This window comes from Brevibacterium metallidurans (assembly GCF_037101285.1).
GTDB lineage: Bacteria > Actinomycetota > Actinomycetes > Actinomycetales > Brevibacteriaceae > Brevibacterium > Brevibacterium metallidurans.
This window is the reverse complement of record NZ_BAAAAF010000001.1, coordinates 94150-111743: the sequence shown is the minus strand read 5'-3', so window position 1 is coordinate 111743 and position 17594 is coordinate 94150. Positions and strand designations below refer to the sequence as shown.

The following is a 17594-nucleotide window of genomic DNA, read 5'->3' as shown; positions in this document are numbered from 1 at the left end:
AAGATGGGCGCATGACTCCCGGTCCTGATCCTGCCCGAGCCGAGCTGCTCGCTCTGCTCGGCGTCGTCGCCCCCTTCCGCCGCACGGTCGTCGCCCGCACCAGGGAGAAGGCCGGTCTCCCGCAGCTGAGCGAGGCGCAGGTCGAGGTGCTGCGGGCCGTCGACCGTTCGGGCACGGCCACTCCGCGGGAGATCGCCGAGCTGCTCGCGATGGCACCGTCGACGGTGAGCAATCTGCTCCGCCCCCTGCTTGCCGCAGAGCTCCTCCAACAGCTCCCCGTCCCCGGCGACCAGCGGTCGAAGTCCCTGTCCGTCACGGCTCTCGCCCGGGATCAGCTCGCCCGCTTCGACGCCGCGGCCGCCGAGGTCCTCTCCGAGGCCTCCGCCGCACTCTCGGCCGCTGACCGGGCGGTACTCGGTGAGGCGGCCGGAGCACTTGAGCGCCTCCTCGCCGAGGTGCGCGACCGCTGAGAGCCGTACAGCCACACGGCACACACTGACACGGTGCACCACGTCCCCACGGGTTGACCGCCCCCGCCTCCTCAGATAGTTTTGTTACAAAACTATCTGAGGAGGTTCATCCATGCGCACCATCGCTCTCGAAGAGCACTACGGCACCCCGGAACTGCTCGCCGCCACCGGCCTCGACGTCTCCTGGCTTCCCGGCCGCCCTGACCAGCGCCTCTGCGACCTCGGCGACGACCGGCTCCGGCGGATGGACGACGCCGGCATCGACGTCCAGGTCCTCTCGGCGGTGACCCCGGCCGTGCAGGAGCTGCCCGCCGACCGCGCCATCCCGCTGGCACAGTCGCTCAACACGGAGCTCGCGGAGTCGATCATCGCCGGCACCCCCGACCGCTTCTCGGGCTTCGCGACCCTGCCGACCGGCGACCCCGAGGCTGCCAGCCGCGAACTCGAGCGTTCGGTGCGCGAGCTCGGCCTCCTCGGCGCGATGATCCACGGCGCCACCGGCGGCGTGTTCCTCGACGATCCCCGATACGAGGGCCTGCTGCGCACGGCCGCGGACCTCGACGTGCCGATCTACCTCCACCCCGAATACCCGACCGACACGATCCGCACCGCCTACTACAGCGGCCTGCCCGGCAGCGTCGGTCCGGCGCTCGAGACCGCAGGCATGGGCTGGCACTTCGAGATCGGCCTCCACATCGTGCGGATGATCACGCAGGGCGTCTTCGATCGGATCCCGGGCCTGCGGATCATCATCGGCCACCTCGGCGAGGGCCTGCCGTTCTACTCCCAGCGCCTCGACGACTTCGTCTCCGCGCTCGACACCGACATCGCCCACCCCGTGAGCTGGTACCTGCGCAACCACATCTGGGAGACGACGAGCGGCTTCTTCTACGACGGACCGTTCACTCTCGCCGCCGAGACCTTCGGGCTCGACCGGATGATGTTCTCCGTCGACTATCCGTTCAGCGACAACACCCGAGCCCGGGAATGGTTCGACCGCCTCGATCTGAGCGAGACCGACCGTGCCGCGATCTCCCACTCCACCGCCGAGGCTGTCCTCGGGCTCCCGTCGACCCGGTAGTCACCGCCTGTGGGGCCGCGGCTGTCCGCACTGGCACCCTCAGCACGGTTCAGTGCGCGGTTCCTGGACGCTGAGTGTCGATTTCACTGCCACGGATCGGCACTCAGCGTCCGGAGAACGCGGCTGCGATCGAGCGCGCCCGGCACTCAGCGTCCGGAAGTCGCCCCGTAACGCGCTCGATCCACGCGAGCCTTCGCTGCGCGTGGATCGAACCGGTGATCCTCCGATACATGAGGGGAGGAGTCTCTATGCGGGCCGGCTCTCGTGGGCGATGCCGGAGTGCTCGTCGCCGTTGCCGTACCGCAGCAGGCGCAGGGCGTTGAGCACGACGAGGAACGTCGACCCCTCGTGGATGAAGACGACCGGCCCCATCTGCAGGCCGAGCAGGCTCGCGGGCACGAGGAAGCCGACGATGACGAGGGACGCGATGAGGTTCTGCCGGATGATCCTCGACGAGGCGCGGCTGAGCCGGATGAGGAACGGCACCTTGCCGATGTCGTCGCTCATCAGCGCCACGTCGGCCGTCTCGAGGGCGACCGCGGAACTCGCCGCCCCCATCGCCACGCCCACCGAGGCGTTCGCCATGGCCGGGGCGTCGTTGACGCCGTCGCCGACCATCGCCGTGTCGCCCTGCGCCGACAGCGTGCGCACCGTGGTCACCTTGTCCTCGGGCATGAGGTCGCCGCGCGCGGTGTCGACCCCCACCTCGGCGCCGATCGCATCGGCCACCCGCTGGTTGTCACCGGAGATCATGACCAGCTGATCGACACCGGACCCGCGCAGGGAGGAGATGACGGCCTTCGCCTCGGCGCGGGGAGCGTCCATGACGCCGAGGACGCCGAGGAACCTGCCTCCCCAGCGCACGACCATGATGGTCCGTCCGGCGTCCTGGAGGTCGCGGGCGAGCGTCTCGATCTCCGGGGTGAGATCGCCGGTGAACATCCGCAGGCTGCCGAGTTCGGCCTGCTGTCCGTCGATCTCGGCCCGCACGCCCTGGCCGGTGATCGATTCGACATCGGCGGCCTGCAGGCGCTGATCGGCGGGAACATCGGGCTCAAGGCCGGTGACGATCGCCGTGGCCAGGGGGTGGTCGACGGAGGATTCGAGGGCGAGCGCCACTCGGGAGAGCTCCTCGGCGGTCACACCAGGTGCGGGGGTGATGTCGGTGAGCCGGGGCTGACCCCAGGTCAGGGTGCCGGTCTTGTCGAAAGCGATCGACTTGACCTTGCCGAGCGTCTCGAGGGGACCGCCGCCCTTGACGAGCAGCCCTGCCCGGGCGGCGCGGGCGACGCCCGAGAGCACGGCGGCCGGGGTAGCCACGGCCAGCGCACACGGGCTCGCGGCGACGAGGACGAGCATCGCCCGGTAGAAGCTGTCGGCGAACGGTTCGCTGAGGACCAGCCAGCCGAAGGCGAGGACGACGAGGACCAGTGCGATGACGAGCGGGACGTACCAGCGCTGGAAGCGGTCGATGAAGCGCTGCGTCGAGCTCTTCGTGTCATCGGCCTCCCGCACCATCGTCACCACGCGCGAAAGCGTGGAGTCGGCGGCGACGGCGAGGACGACGACGTCGAGGGATCCTGAGCCGTTGACGGTGCCGGCGAAGACACGCGAGGTCTCGTCGATGCGGCCCGGATTGGCCAGCGCGTCCTCGCGGTCGGGCGCCGGGGACTTCTCCGCGGGGATGCTCTCACCGGTGATCGCCGCCTGGTCGACGGCCGAGTTCCCGACGAGGACGAAGCCGTCGGCCGGGATCCGCGCATGGGGTCGGACGACGACGACGTCGCCGATCTCGAGCTCCTCGGTGGGGCGTTCGACGACTTCGTCGCCGACGCGCACGAGGGCGAACGGGGGTGCGAGTTCGGCGAGTGCCTCGATCGACTTCTTCGCCCGGCCCATCGCGTACTCCTCGAGCGCGTGGCCGAGGGAGAAGAGGAAGAGCAGGACGGCGCCTTCGGCGAACCGACCGACGCTGGCCGCGCCGATCGCGGCGACGAGCATGAGGAAGTCGACCTCGAAGCGCCCGCGCATCACCGATCGGATCGCGGTGGCGAAGGTGAAGAAGCCGCCGAAGAAGTAGGTGGCGAGGAAGAGGGGGATCGCGACCTGGACGACGGGGGCTCCGGGCACGAAGTACTCGAAGATCGCACCGGCGATGTAGGTCACGCCTGAGGTGATGGCGAAGCCGAGCTCCCACGCCGGACCACCGAGGTGGCCGTGCTCGTGATCGGCTCCCTGCCCTTTCGTGTGGGTGTGCTTCTCGTCTGCACGCGTTGTCTGTTCCATGCCTTCATCATATGCACGTATATTTATATGTCAATATGTTGTGGCGGAAACATGTGGTTGGTTCCAGGAACCTTTGAGGGCGGTGCCGACCTACTCGTCGAGGAGGGCGGCGGCGTACATCGGACGGGCGGCGTCGGCGCTCGGCGGGTGGAAGAGACCGGCGGTCGCGTCCCGGTAGAGACGCGACGCCTCGTGGCTGGTGTCGAAGCCTCCTCCGCCCGTGCTCATCAGGGCGATCTCCGCGGTGCGGCGGGCCACCTCGGCGGCCTTGATCCGGGCGGCCACGAGACGCAGCGGCCATCCGGAGCCGTGGTCGACGAGGTCGTCGAAGTCCCGGGAAAACGCGTCGATCATCGCGGGCACGGCCTGGAAGTCGAGGTGGGCGTCGGCGAGCCGCGCCCGGGTCTCGGGCACCTCGGCGAACGAGGTGCCCGACTTCGCGGAGGTCCGCTTCCGCAGTCCGGCGGCCCCGATCTCCAGGGCACGCGCGGCCACTCCCGCGTAGACGGCGGCGATGAGGAGCTGGAAGTTGCTCGTGATCGCGAAGGTGAGCAGATCGGGGTGGCGGCCGGCGGGGATGATCCGGGAGACGCGGTCGGGGCGCATGGGCACGTGGTCGAGGATCGTCGCCCGCGACTGCGAGGCGCGCATCCCGAGGACGTCCCACCGGTCGGAGACCGTGATGCCGGGCGCGGTGCGGTCGATGAACCCGTAGACGAGTTCCCCGGCCGCCGGTTCGTCGGCGTCCGGGCCGGCGAGACCCTCGTCGTCGCGGGTCACCGCACCGTGGACGATGAGCCGCGTCCACACTGGGGAGAGCGAGGTGAAGATCTTCACGCCCGTGAGTTCGAAGCCGCCGTCAGCCGTCGGCACGGCTTCGGTCGTCGAGCCCTGGAGGACCCAGTCGTTCGAGGGTTCGGAGATGCCGAAGGCGAAGATCTCACCGGACATGACCTCGTCGAACACCCAGTTCAGCGAGTCGTCGCCGCGGTCGGCCAGGGCCTTGACGACGCCGGTGGTCATGAGGTGCATGTTGATCGCCAGGGCCGTCGCCGGGGCGGCCGCGGCCAACCGCTGCTGGAGCCTGGCGACCTCGAACAGGGTCAGTCCCGGGCCACCGTGGGAGGCGGGGACGAAGAGCGTGAGATAGCCGAGGGCTCTGAGCTCCTCGAGGTCCTCGTCGAAGAACGTGTTCTCCCGGTCGTAGACGGCGGCGCGTTCCCGGAACCGCTCGAGGGTCTCCTCGGGCAGGTAGCGCGCGGCCAGGTCGGCGATACGGGTCTCACGGTCGGTCATCGGTGCTCCTTGCTGGTGGGTGGTGACGCAGGACGATCGCCCCGTTGTGGCCGCCGAATCCGAACGACGTCGACAGCACGGTCTCCAGTCGCGCATCGTCGGCGAGGGCACGGGGCTGATCTGCGACGATGTCCCAGCCGTCGAATTCCGGTTCGCCGAGGTTGATCGTCGGCGGCAGCGTCCGTGTCCTCAGCGTCTCCACCGCGAGGACCGCTTCGACGACGCCCGAGGCACCGAGGAGGTGCCCCGTGCTCGACTTCGTCGCGCTGATCGGGATCCTGCGGGCGGCCGCCCCGAGCGCCGCGTCGAAGGCGGCGAGCTCGGCCCGGTCGCCGGCGGGAGTGCCTGTGGCATGCGCGTTGATGTGGTCGACGTCTCCGGGCCTCAGGCTCGCATCGGCGAGTGCCTCGACCACGGCAGCCGCGGCGCCGCGTCCCTGCGGGTGCGGGTTCGTCGGATGGTGGGCGTCGCTCGCAGCTCCGAAGCCGGCGAGTTCGGCGAGAATCTCAGTGCCGCGCGCTCTCGCGCTGTCTGCCGATTCGAGGAGGATCGCCGCAGCTCCCTGACTCATGACGAAACCGGTGCGGTGCGAGTCGAAGGGTCGGCTCGCGGCGCTCGGATCGTCCTCGTAGCCGGCGGCGAGCGCCCGCATGTTCGCGTTCGAGGCGAGGTTGACCGGTCCCAGGCAGTCCTCCATCCCGACGACGAGGACGGCATCGGCGTATCCGTGGCGGATGCGCCGCATCCCTTCGCCGAGGCCGATCGCCCCGGATGCGCACGTCGCCGACACTCCCTGCGCGGGTCCGCGGATGTCGTGGCGCTGGCTGATGAGCGCGGCGGCGGAGTCGGGGGCGCCGTGGATGGCGAGGGTGAGCGGGACGCCGCGGGGGCCGGAGGCGTCGAGGGCGCGGGTGGCCTCCTGCATCGCATCGACCGGGCCCGAGCCGGTGGCGGCGATGACCGCGACCCGCGACCGGTCCCACGGCAGCTCCTCGGATGGGGCAGGGAGTCCCGCGTGCGTGAACGCCTGGTCGGCGGCCGCGATCGCCCAGTGCTGGACCGGGCTGAGTCTGCGGGCGAGAGCCCGGGGCAGGACCGCCTCGGCGTCGAAGTCCCTGATCTGCCCGCCGATGCGCACGGCGAGGTCGGCGAACTGCTCGCCGGTGAGGACGTCGATCGCGCTGCGGCCACCCCGCACGGAGTCCCAGAGCGTTCTCACGTCGAGTCCGCTCGGGGTGATCGCACCCATGCCGGTGATGGCGACGCGGCGATCGGTGGTCACAGTCGTAGTCCTTGTCCGTCCACGATGAGGTCAACGATTTCGGCCCGCCGGATCTTCCCGCCGACCGTCCGCGGCAGCCGATCGAGGACGAAGAATCGGCGGGGCACGAACTGCGGGGCCAGGCGCGACCGGGCGTGGGCCAGCAGGGCGGCCTTGCCGATGCCCTCACCGCCGGCTTCGATGACGAGGGCGACGATGCTCCCGAGAGCGGCATCGGGCAGGACGATCGCGACCACCTCGCCGAGGCGGTGCCCGCCGGCCGCATATCCGTCGAAGGCGCGTTCGACCTCGGGCAGGGACACCTTGTGCCCACCGGTCACGGCGATGTCACCGGCCCGTCCGGCGAGCTGGAGGCGACCGTTCGACATCCGCCCCTGGTCATCGACGGTTGCCCAGCCGTCGGGACCGCGCAGCACCGCCTCGGTCGTGCCGGTGACATAGCCGTCGGAGCACGCGGCGGCGAGGATCCACAGCGTCCCGAGTTCGCCGTCGGGCACAGGATGCCCTGATTCGTCGCGGATCTGTGCCCCGATCGTCGGGTAGATCTCGATCCACGTGCCGTCCCCGTCCCGGCTGTCGCCGATGAAGCCGATCTCCGCGGCACCGTAATAGCTGATGAGGCGGGTGCGGGGAAGTACCTCGCCGAGGCGGTCGCGGATGGCAGCGGGCAGGTTCGCGCCCCCGGTGACGACAAGGTCGAGACCGACGAAACGGGCGGGGTCGCGGTGGGCCGCCTCGGCGAGGGCCTTGACGACGGCGGGAACGGCGACGATGCGGGTGATCGACTCTTCGTTGATGCGGGCGCCGAGGGTGAGGGGTTCGAACTCGTCGGCTAAGTGGATCGAACCGGCCGTCGCGAGGCTCTCGATGACGGCGTAGAGGGTGAGGCTGTACGAGACTGGGCCGGGGGCCAGCGTGACGATGCCCGGCAGCGGTTCGAGGTGGGCGGCGGAGACGGCGACGTTCGCGCGGTACTGGTCGCGGGTCTTGATGAAGGCCTTCGGGTTGCTCGTCGTCCCGGAGGAGAAGAGCATGAGGAACGGTTCGGCGCCGTCCCGGACTGTGGGGGCAGGCAGCGGGGTCTGCTGGGCCTGCGCCGTTCGCGTACGACGGTCGACGGCGTCGGTGAAGGCGGCGGAGGAGATGACGGTGCCGGTCCAGCCGGTGGCGGCGAGCGCCTCGGCGAGGGCGGGGGAATCGCTGATGACGAGCCCGATCCCGGTCACGGTGATGACCCCGACCTGATGGTCGAGCGGCCAGCGGGGGTCGATGGTCGCAGAGACCGCCCGGAAGCCGGCGAGCCCGGCGATGATGCGAGCGGTGAGGAACGCCGAGGTGAGGCTCACGGCCGTGATCGGGATGCCCAGGGTCTCGGGCGCGGGTGCCGGCGGGGTCTCCTGCGCACGGTGGAGGTCGTCGACGGCGGCGAAGAGGGCCTGCGAATCGGCGACGAGCTCAGCGTAGGTCAGTCGTTCGTGCGCACCCGCGATCGCGAGTCGATCGGGGTGGGTGCGAGCGGTTTCGAGGATGGTGGCGGTGATCGGCACGGGCAGACTTCCGGGTGAAGACCCAGGTCAGGGGGCTTTGGCCGGGACGGGGCTGCTCGTGAGGGTATTCGGGTCGGCGACGATGACCTCGGCTTCGGCGATGGGGAGGACGACGCCCATCGGGTCGGTCAGGCCGGCCTCGGCGTAGAGCCGTGAAACGCGGGTGCGCAGGGAGCGCATGATGAAGATCGCGACGATGGGGATGAGGACGATGATGACGACCGAGGTGACGCCCACGGCCAGGGACACGGAGTTCGCGACGCCGTACATCGGCAGGCCGAAGAGGCCGAGGGCGGCGCCGAGGATCGCCAGCGCGCCGAGCCACACGAGGACGAGCGTGATGCGGCTCCACACCGCGTCGAAGCGGCCGATCTCCTCGTCGAGGACGTCGAAATCGGAGAGTTTCGGGCGGCGGGTGGTGGGGAGTTCGCGGTAGATCCGCTCCCCCGGATCCTCACCCTTCGACCACTGCCGGATGACTTTGCCCTTGCCCGTGATGTGCCACTGAGATGTCCACTCGTCACTCATAGTCGGAAGTCTAAAGGGTCGAGATGACCGGTCAATTGACAGCGGTGGATCCGCGGGCGGGGAGCTGCTCGCTACGGGGAGCGCTCGCACCACCGAGCGCAGACACGGAACGGGCGCCGTGCCCGGAGGGGAGGAACTCCCGCCCCGGACACGACGCCCGCTCTCACGCGACCGATCCGAATCCGGTCAGCTGACCGAGCCCAACCCGATCAGCCGTCCGAGCCGAACCCGCTCACGCGGATCCGATCACTCGGCGACGTAGTACATGCGCTTGTTGACGAACTCGTCCATGCCGTAGGGGCCGAGCTCGCGGCCGAAGCCCGAGCGCTTGGTGCCGCCGAACGGGATCTCCGCGCCCTCACCGGCAGGGGTGTTGACGTTCGACATGCCGACATCGAGGCGCTGGGCGATCTTCGCAGCGCGCTCCTCGTCCTTCGAGAACACGGCGCCGCCGAGTCCGAAGTCCGTATCGTTGGCGAGCTCGAGGGCGTCGTCGTCGTTGGTGACCTTGTAGACGGTCGCGACGGGTCCGAAGAGCTCCTCACGGTAGGCGTCCATCTGGTCGGTCACGTTCGTGAGCACGGCCGGGGAGATGTAGGCCGAACCGTCATCGGCGAGCTCACCGCCGACGAGGGTCGCACCCTGCTCGACGGCGCGGTCGAGCTGCTTGCGCAGGTTCTCCGCGGCGGCGCGCGAGGACAGCGGCGAGTATCCGCCCTCGACCGGATCGGACGGGTTCGACTTCTGCGAGCTCTGCGCACGCTCGGTCAGTCCTGCGACGAAGTCGTCGTAGATGTCGTCCATGACGATCATGCGCTTGTTCGCGTTGCAGACCTGGCCGGTGTTGTACAGGCGCGTGCCCCACGCGGTGTCGACGGCCTCGTCGAGGTTGTCCGTGTCGAGGATGATGTACGGGTCGGATCCGCCGAGCTCGAGGACGGCCTTCTTGAGGTACTTGCCGGCGAGCGCGCCGACGATCGAGCCCGCACGCTCGGACCCGGTCAGGGACACACCCTGCGTGCGCCGATCGGCGATGATCGTCTCGACCTGGTCGTGCGAGGCGTAGACGTTCGTGTAGACGCCCTTGGGCACACCCGCGTCGTCCATGATCTGCTGGATCGCGGCCGCCGACCGCGGGCAGATCTCAGCGTGCTTGAGGATGATCGTGTTGCCGAGCACGAGGTTCGGGGCCGCGAAGCGCGCGACCTGGTAGTACGGGAAGTTCCACGGCATGATGCCCAGCAGCACGCCGACGGGACGACGCTGGATGTATGCCTTGCCGCCGGAGAAGGACTTGATCTCCTCGTCCTTGGAGAACTCGGGGCCGTTGTCGGCGTAGTAGTTGAAGATCGCCTCGCTGAACTCGGCTTCCTCGATGCCTTCGGGGACGGGCTTGCCCATCTCCTCGGCGATGATCTTCGCGAGCTCTTCCTTGCGCTCGCCGAAGAGGTCGGCGACCTTGTTGACGATCGCCGCGCGCTCTTCGATGGTCTTCTCACGCCACTTGAGGTAAGCAGCCTGTGCCTCGTCGATGACCTGGCCGATCTGCTCGTCGGTCGCGGTGTCGAACCGTTCGACGATCTCGCCCGTGGCCGGATTCTCGACCCGGTAGCCGGTCGCGGCGCTGACTGAACTGCTCATTCCAGACTCCTTTGACTCGTGGCACCCTGGGTGGTTCCAGGGAAGCGAATGCCTACCGCGACGCCGTCGGAATCGACGGATCGCGTATGCCTGTCCCTCACGCTATCAACACGTGACCTGAGCAACAAGTGGCGGAACCTGGGGGTATCATCAGCGCCCCGAGCACTCTGACGACCCCGCCGAGGTGGTGCGGATTCCGTCTCGCAAACGACGGAATCCGCAAGCGGGCACTACGGATGTCACGGTTTCGGCAGGACTCGCCGAGGCGGCCTCACCACCTCGGCGGACCCGATCCTCACCGTCCGAGCAGGTCGAGGGCGTGTGAGGTGATCGAGACGGCGTCGATGCCGTGGATCTCGTAGGCCTCGGCCACCGAGGAGGCCTGCCCGAAGTCGCTGACGCCGAGGTTGCGCGTGCGGTCCCCGCGGATGCCGGCGAGGAACGACAGCGTGTGCGGGTGGCCGTCGAGGACGGTCACCAGCGGGGTCGGGTGGGCTGCGGGGAAGAGCTCCTCGGCGATCGCCGAGCGCGGGCTCGGGCTCACCTTCGTCCGCTCCTGCACGGCCCGGAAGATCTTCGACGGGGAGGTCAGGCACACGACTCCGGCGCGCACGCCGAGCCCGGTCAGGCGCTCTGCCGCCTCGAGGACCTCGGTCATCATCGCCCCGACGCCGACGAGCGTGACTTCGTCCGCGCCGGCCGGGTGCGGGCTGAGCCGGTAGCCGCCGGCGATGACCTGGCGGCGCCGGCGCTCGCGCAGCAGCGCATCCTCGGGCACTGCCGCGAGCTCCTGTGCCACGGGCCGGGTCGTCAGCCGGAAGTACGCGGAGTCGCCGTCGGGGTCGGCGAGTTCGGACAGAGCCTCGAGCAGCGTCCATTCGAGGTCCTGCGCGAAGGCCGGCTCCCAGCTGGTCAGCCGCGGGATCTCGAGGGTGACCGAGGGCGTGTTGAACGACTGGTGCGCCCCGCCTTCGGGGGCGAGCGTCACTCCCGAGGGCGTGCCGACCATGATCGAGCGCCCGCCCGCGTAGAGGCCGAAGGTCCACGGTTCGAGCGCCCGGTTGATGAAGGGGTCGTAGATCGTCGCGATCGGCAGCAGCGGCTGCCCCCACCGGGACCCCGTCGCCCCGAGTTCGCAGGCGAGCGAGACGAGGTTGACCTCGGCGATGCCCATCTCGATGTGCTGGCCGCCCGCGCCCTCGTGCCATTTGAGGACACGCTCGCGGTCGTCGGAGAACCAGTCCTCGCGTCCGGCCGGGGACCACACGCCGGTCTTGTTGATCCAGCCGCCGAGGTTCGTCGACGTCGCGACGTCGGGTGAGACCGTGACGACTCGGCGGGCGACCTCCGGGGCGACGTGCTTGAGGTCGGAGAGGAACCGGCCGAGGGCCGCCTGCGTCGAGACCACGGACTTCGGGGTGAAGCCGAGCTCGGCCGGCACCTCGGCGACGGCATGGGTGGTCAACGGCTCCCGCCGGAGCCGGTCCGCGGTCTCCGCGCACAGTCGACCGGCCGGGGTGTCCGGGTCGAAGGCGACCCACGGGTTCTCCAGCTCCATACCCGAGGCGGCCGCGAGGTCGCGCATCTGCGCCTCGGTGAGCTGGGCGGCGTGGTTGCCCGGGTGGCCTTCCGTGGCCAGCCCTCGGCCCTTGATCGTGTAGGCGAAGACGACGGTGGGCCGGGTGTCGTCGATCTGGTCGAAGGTGTCGACGAGCTGCCCGAGGTCGTGACCGCCGAGGTCGCGGATGAGGGAGGCGAGCGCATCGGGGTCGAACCGGTCGATGACGGTGCGCAGGGAGGCGGCGTCGACCTCGGCGAGGCCGGAGAGCAGTCGGTCGTGGACCTCGGTGGGGTGGGCGCGCAGGAGCCGCTGGTATTCGGGATTGGGCATGGACACGAGTCGGTCCTTGAGCGCCTGACCGCCCTCACCTGCGAAGACGGCCTCGAGCCTGCGTCCCCACGGGCAGGTCAGGACCTGCCAGCCGGCGGCGGAGAACATGCCCTGGAGGCGTTGGATCTGGACGTCGGGGATGACGCGGTCGAGGGACTGGCGGTTGAGGTCGACGATCCAGGTGACCTCTCCGAGGGCGCGGACCTCGGGGTCGATGATCGCCTCCCACACCGCGCCTTCGTCCATCTCCGCGTCGCCGAGGAGGGAGTAGAAGCGGCCGGCGGACGGGGTGTCGGGGAAGCGGTCGGAGACGTAGCGGTGGGACAGGGCGGCCCAGATGGGGGCGGTCGCGCCGATGCCGACGGATCCCGTCGAGAAGTCGACGGTGTCGGGGTCCTTCGTCCGCGACGGGTAGGGCTGGAGGCCGCCGCGGGAGCGCAGGGTGTCGAGGTAGGAGACGTCGAGGTCGCCGAGGAGGTAGTTGATCGCGTGGAGGACCGGGGAGGCGTGCGGTTTGACCGAGACCCGGTCGGTCGAGCGCAGGGTCGTGAACCAGAGCGCGGTCATGATGCCGGCCATCGACGCCGAGGAGGCCTGATGGCCGCCGACCTTGACCCCGTCGGTGTTCGCCCGACCCCGGTTGGCGCGGTCGATGATCGAGGTCGCGAGCCAGAGCACGCGCTGGGCGATCTCGTCGAGGATCTCGTCTTCGCCCGACGCCGAGGCGGTCAGCGGCCGGTCATTCGTTCCGGGCGGGCTCACCTGCATCGACGTTTCGAACTGGTGGAGTTCGTCGTCGGTGTGCTGGCTGTGTGCGGTCATGTGGGGCTCCCGTCGGTGAAGATCGATGAGTAGGCGTTGAGGGCGAGCTGCCCGCCGAGGTGGGCGTAGAGGACCGTCGAATCCGGCGCGATCGCCCCCGTGGAGACGAGATCGATGAGTCCGGCCATCGACTTGCCTTCATAGACGGGGTCGACGATGACGCCTTCGAGTTCGGCGGTCGTGCGGATGGCGGAGATGGTCGATGCGTCGGGGATGCCGTAGGCCGGGCCCTCCCAGCCGGAGCGGATGTCGACCTCGTGCGGGCTGATCTCCCGGCCGAGACCGATGAGCTCGGCGGTGCTCTTCGCGATCCGGGTGACCTGATCGCGGGTCTTCTCCACCGTCGCCGAGGCGTCGATGCCGATGATCCGACGCGGGCGACCCCCGGCGTCTTCGAGGGCGGCGAAGCCCGCGATCATGCCGGCATGCGTCGACCCGGTGACGGTGCAGACGACGATCGTGTCGAAGAAGACCCCGAGCTCGGTCTCCTGTTGGGCGACCTCGTACGCCCAGTTGGCGAACCCCAGTCCGCCGAGCGGGTGTTCGGAGGCGCCCGCCGGGATCGGGTAGGGGCGACCGCCGGCGGCCTCCACCTCGGCGATCGCCTCGGTCCAGCTGTCGCGGATGCCGATGTCGAAGCCGGAGTCGTCGAGGCGGACGTCGGCGCCCATGATGCGGGAGAGTTCGATGTTGCCCAGCGTCTCGGCCGCGGGGTCGTCCCAATCGACCCAGCGCTCCTGGACGAGGCGGCAGCCCAGTCCGAGGTGGGCGGCGACGGCGGCGACCTGGCGGGTGTGGTTGGACTGGTAGCCGCCGATCGAGACGAGCGTGTCCGCGCCGGAGGCGAGGATGTCGGGGACGATGTACTCGAGTTTGCGGGTCTTGTTCCCGCCGAACGCGAGGCCGGAGTTGACGTCCTCCCGTTTCGCCCAGACCCTGGCCCCGCCGAGGTGGTCGCTCAGTCGGCGCAGCTCGTGAACGGGGCTCGGGCCGAAGGTCAGGGGGCAGCGCTCGAAGTCGGTGATGGCCATGGCGTCCTCGTCTCTGGGGCGGTGCTGGAGCGGAGGTGGATGGGTCTCCTCGTTGAGACCCACCTCACGATATGCAATATATTGCATTCTGGTGCTCGCTACAATGGGGACCGACCGGCCATCCCACATTCCAGGATTCACGGGGGCTGGTCGCCGAGCCGTCACCGCACAGACAGGGAGAGCAGCCGTGCCGATACCTCAGGCGTCACCGATCCCGCACCGGACGCTGCTCCGCGACGACGTCTACCGGTCGATCCGTGATGCGATCATCCGCGGTCAGCTGGCGCCGGGAGAGCAGCTGCGCGATCAGGAGCTCGGGGCGTGGCTGCGGGTCTCCCGGACCCCCGTGCGCGAGGCCCTCCAGCGCCTCGCCCAGGCCGGCCTCGTCGTCGCCGAGCCGGGGAAAATGACCCGCGTCGCACCTGAGAACCCCGCCGCGATCATCAATGCCCGCCAGATCGCGGCCGAACTCCACGCCCTGGGGATGAGGCTGGCCCTCCCCCACCTCGATGCCGATGACCTGAACGAGATGGAGGAGGCGAACGAGCGGCTGCAGGCGGCGCTCGTGGCATCCGACAGCGAAGCGGCCATCACCGCCGACGACGACTTCCACGCAGTGGCACTCACCCGCAGCGGCAATCCGCTCATTCTTGACCACCTCGAGGTCGTCACCGCGACCCTGCGCCGCGCCGAATACCTGCACTTCGATTCGGAGAAGGGTTCGGCCTCCCCCGAACAGCACGTCGAGATCCTCGCCGCGATCCGTGCCGGCGACCACGACCGCGCCGTCGACCTGACCAGGGAGAACTGGTCCGTCCTCGAGGGGTGAGGGCAGGGGCAGCCCCCATCCGACGCCCGCATACCGACAAGGCGAGAGGTGTTGACGCTGAAAGGTCGATCGATATACTCGGCAGTAACACCCCGTAGTAACTTACGTCACATTTGAGGCGCTGACACAGATGTCGGCGTCGGGAAGAGGATCGATGAAGTTCCCCAAGTTCCGCTCGCTCACCTCGTCGTATGCCGGTCGGATCGCCCTCGTCGCGATTCCCGCCGGCATCGTCTCCGCCGGTCTGATGGGCGGTGTCGCGCAGGGCGCGGTGCCGGTCTCGTTCTCGGTCTCGGGAAGTCAGTTCCAGATCAGCGCCTCGCAGCTCGAGGGCACCGGGTTCTCCCAGTACGGCGGTGTCGCCGAGGACTCCGAGAAGGGCAAGCACACCGTCGCCATCGCCAACATCAAGAGCGCCGAACTCAGTGATCTCTGCCAATCGGCGGTGACGAACACCCCGCTCGGCAAGGTCGGCGTGCTCATCACCGCCGGCGGCGACGGCGAACCGGCCACGGCCAGCGACCTGCAGATCGGGATGACCGGGCTCAAGGGCGACGCCGAGTTCACGAACATCCGCATCGGCGTCGACGCCTCGGACGTCAACACGAAGGCCAAGGGCACGGCGGGTGACTTCGCGCAGGACTCCGACACGATCTCGATCAAGGGTCTCGAGCAGACGGCGTGGAGCACCCAGGCCTCGGTCTTCACCCTCAAGGGGATGAAACTCGAGCTCACCGACGGCTCGAAGACGTGCTTCTGATGGCGAGCGCACAGACACGACGCAGCCGCCACGACGCCGAGCGAAACGAGCGCACTGAGCGAGCCGAGCAGAACGGGCGCACCGCCCGCTTCCGGTTGTGGCGTCGGCAACGGCCGTTCATCGGCGGGCTGCTCGTCGTCCTCGGCGGGATCGAGCTCTTCTTCTCCGGTCAGCTCGACACGGGGAGGATCCAGGTCCAGTTCGGCATCGAAGGACTGCAGGCGACGATCATCCCGATCGCCCTCGTCCTCCTCGGCGTGCTCGCGATCGCAATGCCCGTCCATCATGTGTTCTACGGGATCCTCGCGCTCATCATCGCCGTCTATTCGCTCATCGGGGTCAACCTCGGCGGGTTCGTCCTCGGCATGCTGCTCGCGAGCGTCGGCGCCGTGCTCGTCGTCGCGTGGATGGGACCGCGCGAGTCCCGGTCCGAACGACGGCGCAGGCGAACATCGGCAGAGTCGGCAGCCAAGGCCGGGCCGGCAGTCAGGGCTGAATCGGCAGCAGAGACGGTGTCGTCGAACGACGCGGAGACTGCATGAGGGCCCGCGCGGCGGCGCTCCTCGCGGCACTCGCGCTCACAGGTCCGATGGCGCTGGGCGCATCGACGGCAGTCGCCGCCGAGGACGTCGAGGCGACCGGAGGATCACCGTGCACTCCGCAGGCCCCGTGTCAGCGGCTTTCGGCGTCCGGTCCCGGTCTCGGCAGACCGACCACGGATCCGACCACGGATCCAGCGTCACCGGGCACCGAGTCACCGGGCATCGGCACGCCCTCGGAGTCACCGACGGACCCGCCAGGAACAACCGCCCCGCCGTCACCCACCCAGACCCCGACCGCCCCGGTCGAGGCCGAGCGGGACGACGATGCCCCGGTCTTCGCGAAGACCCCGGCTTCGATGGGGTCGAAGGCGCTGTCGTTCACCGGTCTGAGCGGGGTCTCCATCGTCGATGTGCCCACTGCCGACGGCGGGTCCATCCGCACCCTGAAGATCACCGCGGAGTCGATCACGATCTCCGGGTTCTCGCTCACGGTGCGCCCTCCGGGTGAGCCGGGGCTCGTGACGAAGGCCGACGAGATGACACTCAAGGGCGACGTCAGCGTCTACCTCGGGTCGATCACGGCCACGACGAAGGGCGGGAAGTCGCTGACCATCGGCACCGACACCCCGCCCCCGCTCGACGACGTCGAACCGGGCCTGGTGCGGGTGACGATGGGCCTCGTCGGCTCGATGGCCGATTCGATCACCTACAGCAACACCGACCAGAAGATCGTCGCACCGTAGCCGGCCGTACCGCGGTCAGCCGGGACGTTCGCCATGGCAGAGCCGCATCGCCCTCACCCCGCGGTGCGGCTCTCCCGCGAGCGCAGATAGTCGACGAAGCTGCGGGCGAGCGTGCGCCCCACATCCACGAGCTCCGCATCGGCCTCGCGCAGCTCCTCGGCGATCGATTCCTGTGTCTTCCCCTCCGGCAGAGTGAGCGACGCCGAACCCAACCACCGCTGGATCTGCGCGACATCCGTCTCCGGGTGGAACTGGGTCCCCCACGCGAATTCGCCGACCCGGAACCCCTGCACGGGAGCGTCCGACCCGGTGACGAGCAGCTCCGCGTTCTCGGGCAGCGCCATCTCCTCCTGGTGGAAGAGCACCGCGGGAATCGTCGTCCCCGACAGGGCCGCGAAGACGGGATCCGCATCCCCCGCCGAGGTGGTCGCCAGATCGTAGATCCCGATCTGCGGGCGCTCCCGCCGGGAGATCGGCGCATCGGCGGCCGCGGCGAGCAGCTCCCCGCCGAGGCAGATGTTGAAGCTCGGGAACTCACCTCCGGCTGAGCGCCGCAGCAGGTCCCTCACCTGCGGAAACCACGGGTTCGCGGCGTCCTCGAGTGGTCCGGCGGCACCGCCGAGGACAAGGAGGGCCGCGTACTCGCCGAGACCACCCGCGGCCCCGCGGTCGCTGCCGCCGGCTCCGAGGGACCCGGACTCAGCCATCGGGATCGCCTCGCCGAGGTACGGACGAACGACGACCACCTCGGCGCCGGCCTCCTCAAGCCACTCCCCGAAGCGTTCGGGACCGGTCCCCCGCTCATGTTCGACCACGAGGATCTTCATCCCGCCATTCTCCTCACT

The 17594-nt window shown here is 69.4% G+C and carries 15 protein-coding genes; 6 read left to right on the top strand and 9 right to left on the bottom strand.

The window, feature by feature from the left end; genetic code table 11:
• Window positions 1–11: 11 nt before the first annotated feature.
• Window positions 12–470, top strand: a complete 459-nt coding sequence (locus AACX88_RS00525; protein ID WP_339391147.1) for a MarR family winged helix-turn-helix transcriptional regulator — start codon at window positions 12–14, stop codon at window positions 468–470.
• A gap of 112 nt (window positions 471–582) precedes the next feature.
• Window positions 583–1551, top strand: a complete 969-nt coding sequence (locus AACX88_RS00520) for an amidohydrolase family protein (RefSeq protein WP_339391146.1) — start codon at window positions 583–585, stop codon at window positions 1549–1551.
• A 246-nt stretch (window positions 1552–1797) separates the two neighbouring features.
• On the opposite strand, the gene AACX88_RS00515 is transcribed toward AACX88_RS00520, so the two are convergent.
• The 8 genes from AACX88_RS00515 to AACX88_RS00480 all read right to left on the bottom strand — a co-directional run bounded on the left by AACX88_RS00515 (window position 1798) and on the right by AACX88_RS00480 (window position 13875).
• Window positions 1798–3837: a heavy metal translocating P-type ATPase gene (locus AACX88_RS00515; protein WP_339391145.1), complete on the bottom strand. Its 2040-nt coding sequence runs from the start codon at window positions 3835–3837 to the stop codon at window positions 1798–1800.
• A gap of 90 nt (window positions 3838–3927) precedes the next feature.
• The gene (locus tag AACX88_RS00510) at window positions 3928–5133 is read right to left on the bottom strand and encodes an acyl-CoA dehydrogenase family protein (protein ID WP_339391144.1); all 1206 of its coding nucleotides are present in this window, start codon (window positions 5131–5133) and stop codon (window positions 3928–3930) included.
• A complete protein-coding gene (locus AACX88_RS00505) occupies window positions 5120–6415 on the bottom strand; it encodes a beta-ketoacyl-[acyl-carrier-protein] synthase family protein (RefSeq protein ID WP_339391143.1) in 1296 nt (431 codons plus the stop codon). Before AACX88_RS00505 ends, AACX88_RS00510 begins: the two co-directional genes overlap by 14 nt.
• Entirely contained in the window at window positions 6412–7962 is a 1551-nt protein-coding gene (locus tag AACX88_RS00500; RefSeq protein WP_339391142.1) for a class I adenylate-forming enzyme family protein, read from the bottom strand. Before AACX88_RS00500 ends, AACX88_RS00505 begins: the two co-directional genes overlap by 4 nt.
• 27 nt (window positions 7963–7989) lie before the next feature.
• Window positions 7990–8490, bottom strand: coding sequence for a hypothetical protein (locus AACX88_RS00495; protein WP_339391141.1), 501 nt, complete (start codon window positions 8488–8490; stop codon window positions 7990–7992).
• Window positions 8491–8736: 246 nt separating this feature from the next.
• The gene (locus AACX88_RS00490; protein ID WP_339391140.1) at window positions 8737–10131 is read right to left on the bottom strand and encodes an NAD-dependent succinate-semialdehyde dehydrogenase; all 1395 of its coding nucleotides are present in this window, start codon (window positions 10129–10131) and stop codon (window positions 8737–8739) included.
• Window positions 10132–10426: 295 nt separating this feature from the next.
• On the bottom strand, window positions 10427–12844 hold the full coding sequence (locus AACX88_RS00485; RefSeq protein WP_339391139.1) for a transketolase-like TK C-terminal-containing protein: 2418 nt from the start codon (window positions 12842–12844) through the stop codon (window positions 10427–10429).
• Complete coding sequence (locus AACX88_RS00480; protein ID WP_339391138.1) at window positions 12841–13875, bottom strand: 1-aminocyclopropane-1-carboxylate deaminase; 1035 nt, start codon at window positions 13873–13875, stop codon at window positions 12841–12843. Before AACX88_RS00480 ends, AACX88_RS00485 begins: the two co-directional genes overlap by 4 nt.
• A gap of 187 nt (window positions 13876–14062) precedes the next feature.
• Between AACX88_RS00480 and AACX88_RS00475 the strand changes: the two genes are divergently transcribed.
• The 4 genes from AACX88_RS00475 to AACX88_RS00460 all read left to right on the top strand — a co-directional run bounded on the left by AACX88_RS00475 (window position 14063) and on the right by AACX88_RS00460 (window position 16749).
• The gene (locus tag AACX88_RS00475; RefSeq protein ID WP_339391137.1) at window positions 14063–14704 is read left to right on the top strand and encodes a GntR family transcriptional regulator; all 642 of its coding nucleotides are present in this window, start codon (window positions 14063–14065) and stop codon (window positions 14702–14704) included.
• 154 nt (window positions 14705–14858) lie between these two features.
• The gene (locus AACX88_RS00470) at window positions 14859–15464 is read left to right on the top strand and encodes a DUF6230 family protein (protein ID WP_339391136.1); all 606 of its coding nucleotides are present in this window, start codon (window positions 14859–14861) and stop codon (window positions 15462–15464) included.
• Window positions 15464–16006, top strand: coding sequence for a DUF6114 domain-containing protein (locus tag AACX88_RS00465; RefSeq protein ID WP_339391135.1), 543 nt, complete (start codon window positions 15464–15466; stop codon window positions 16004–16006). The genes AACX88_RS00470 and AACX88_RS00465 overlap by 1 nt, the downstream gene beginning before the upstream one ends.
• Window positions 16003–16749, top strand: coding sequence for a hypothetical protein (locus AACX88_RS00460; RefSeq protein ID WP_339391134.1), 747 nt, complete (start codon window positions 16003–16005; stop codon window positions 16747–16749). The genes AACX88_RS00465 and AACX88_RS00460 overlap by 4 nt, the downstream gene beginning before the upstream one ends.
• A gap of 53 nt (window positions 16750–16802) precedes the next feature.
• On the opposite strand, the gene AACX88_RS00455 is transcribed toward AACX88_RS00460, so the two are convergent.
• A complete protein-coding gene (locus tag AACX88_RS00455; RefSeq protein ID WP_339391133.1) occupies window positions 16803–17576 on the bottom strand; it encodes a type 1 glutamine amidotransferase in 774 nt (257 codons plus the stop codon).
• Between the last annotated feature and the right edge of the window lie 18 nt (window positions 17577–17594).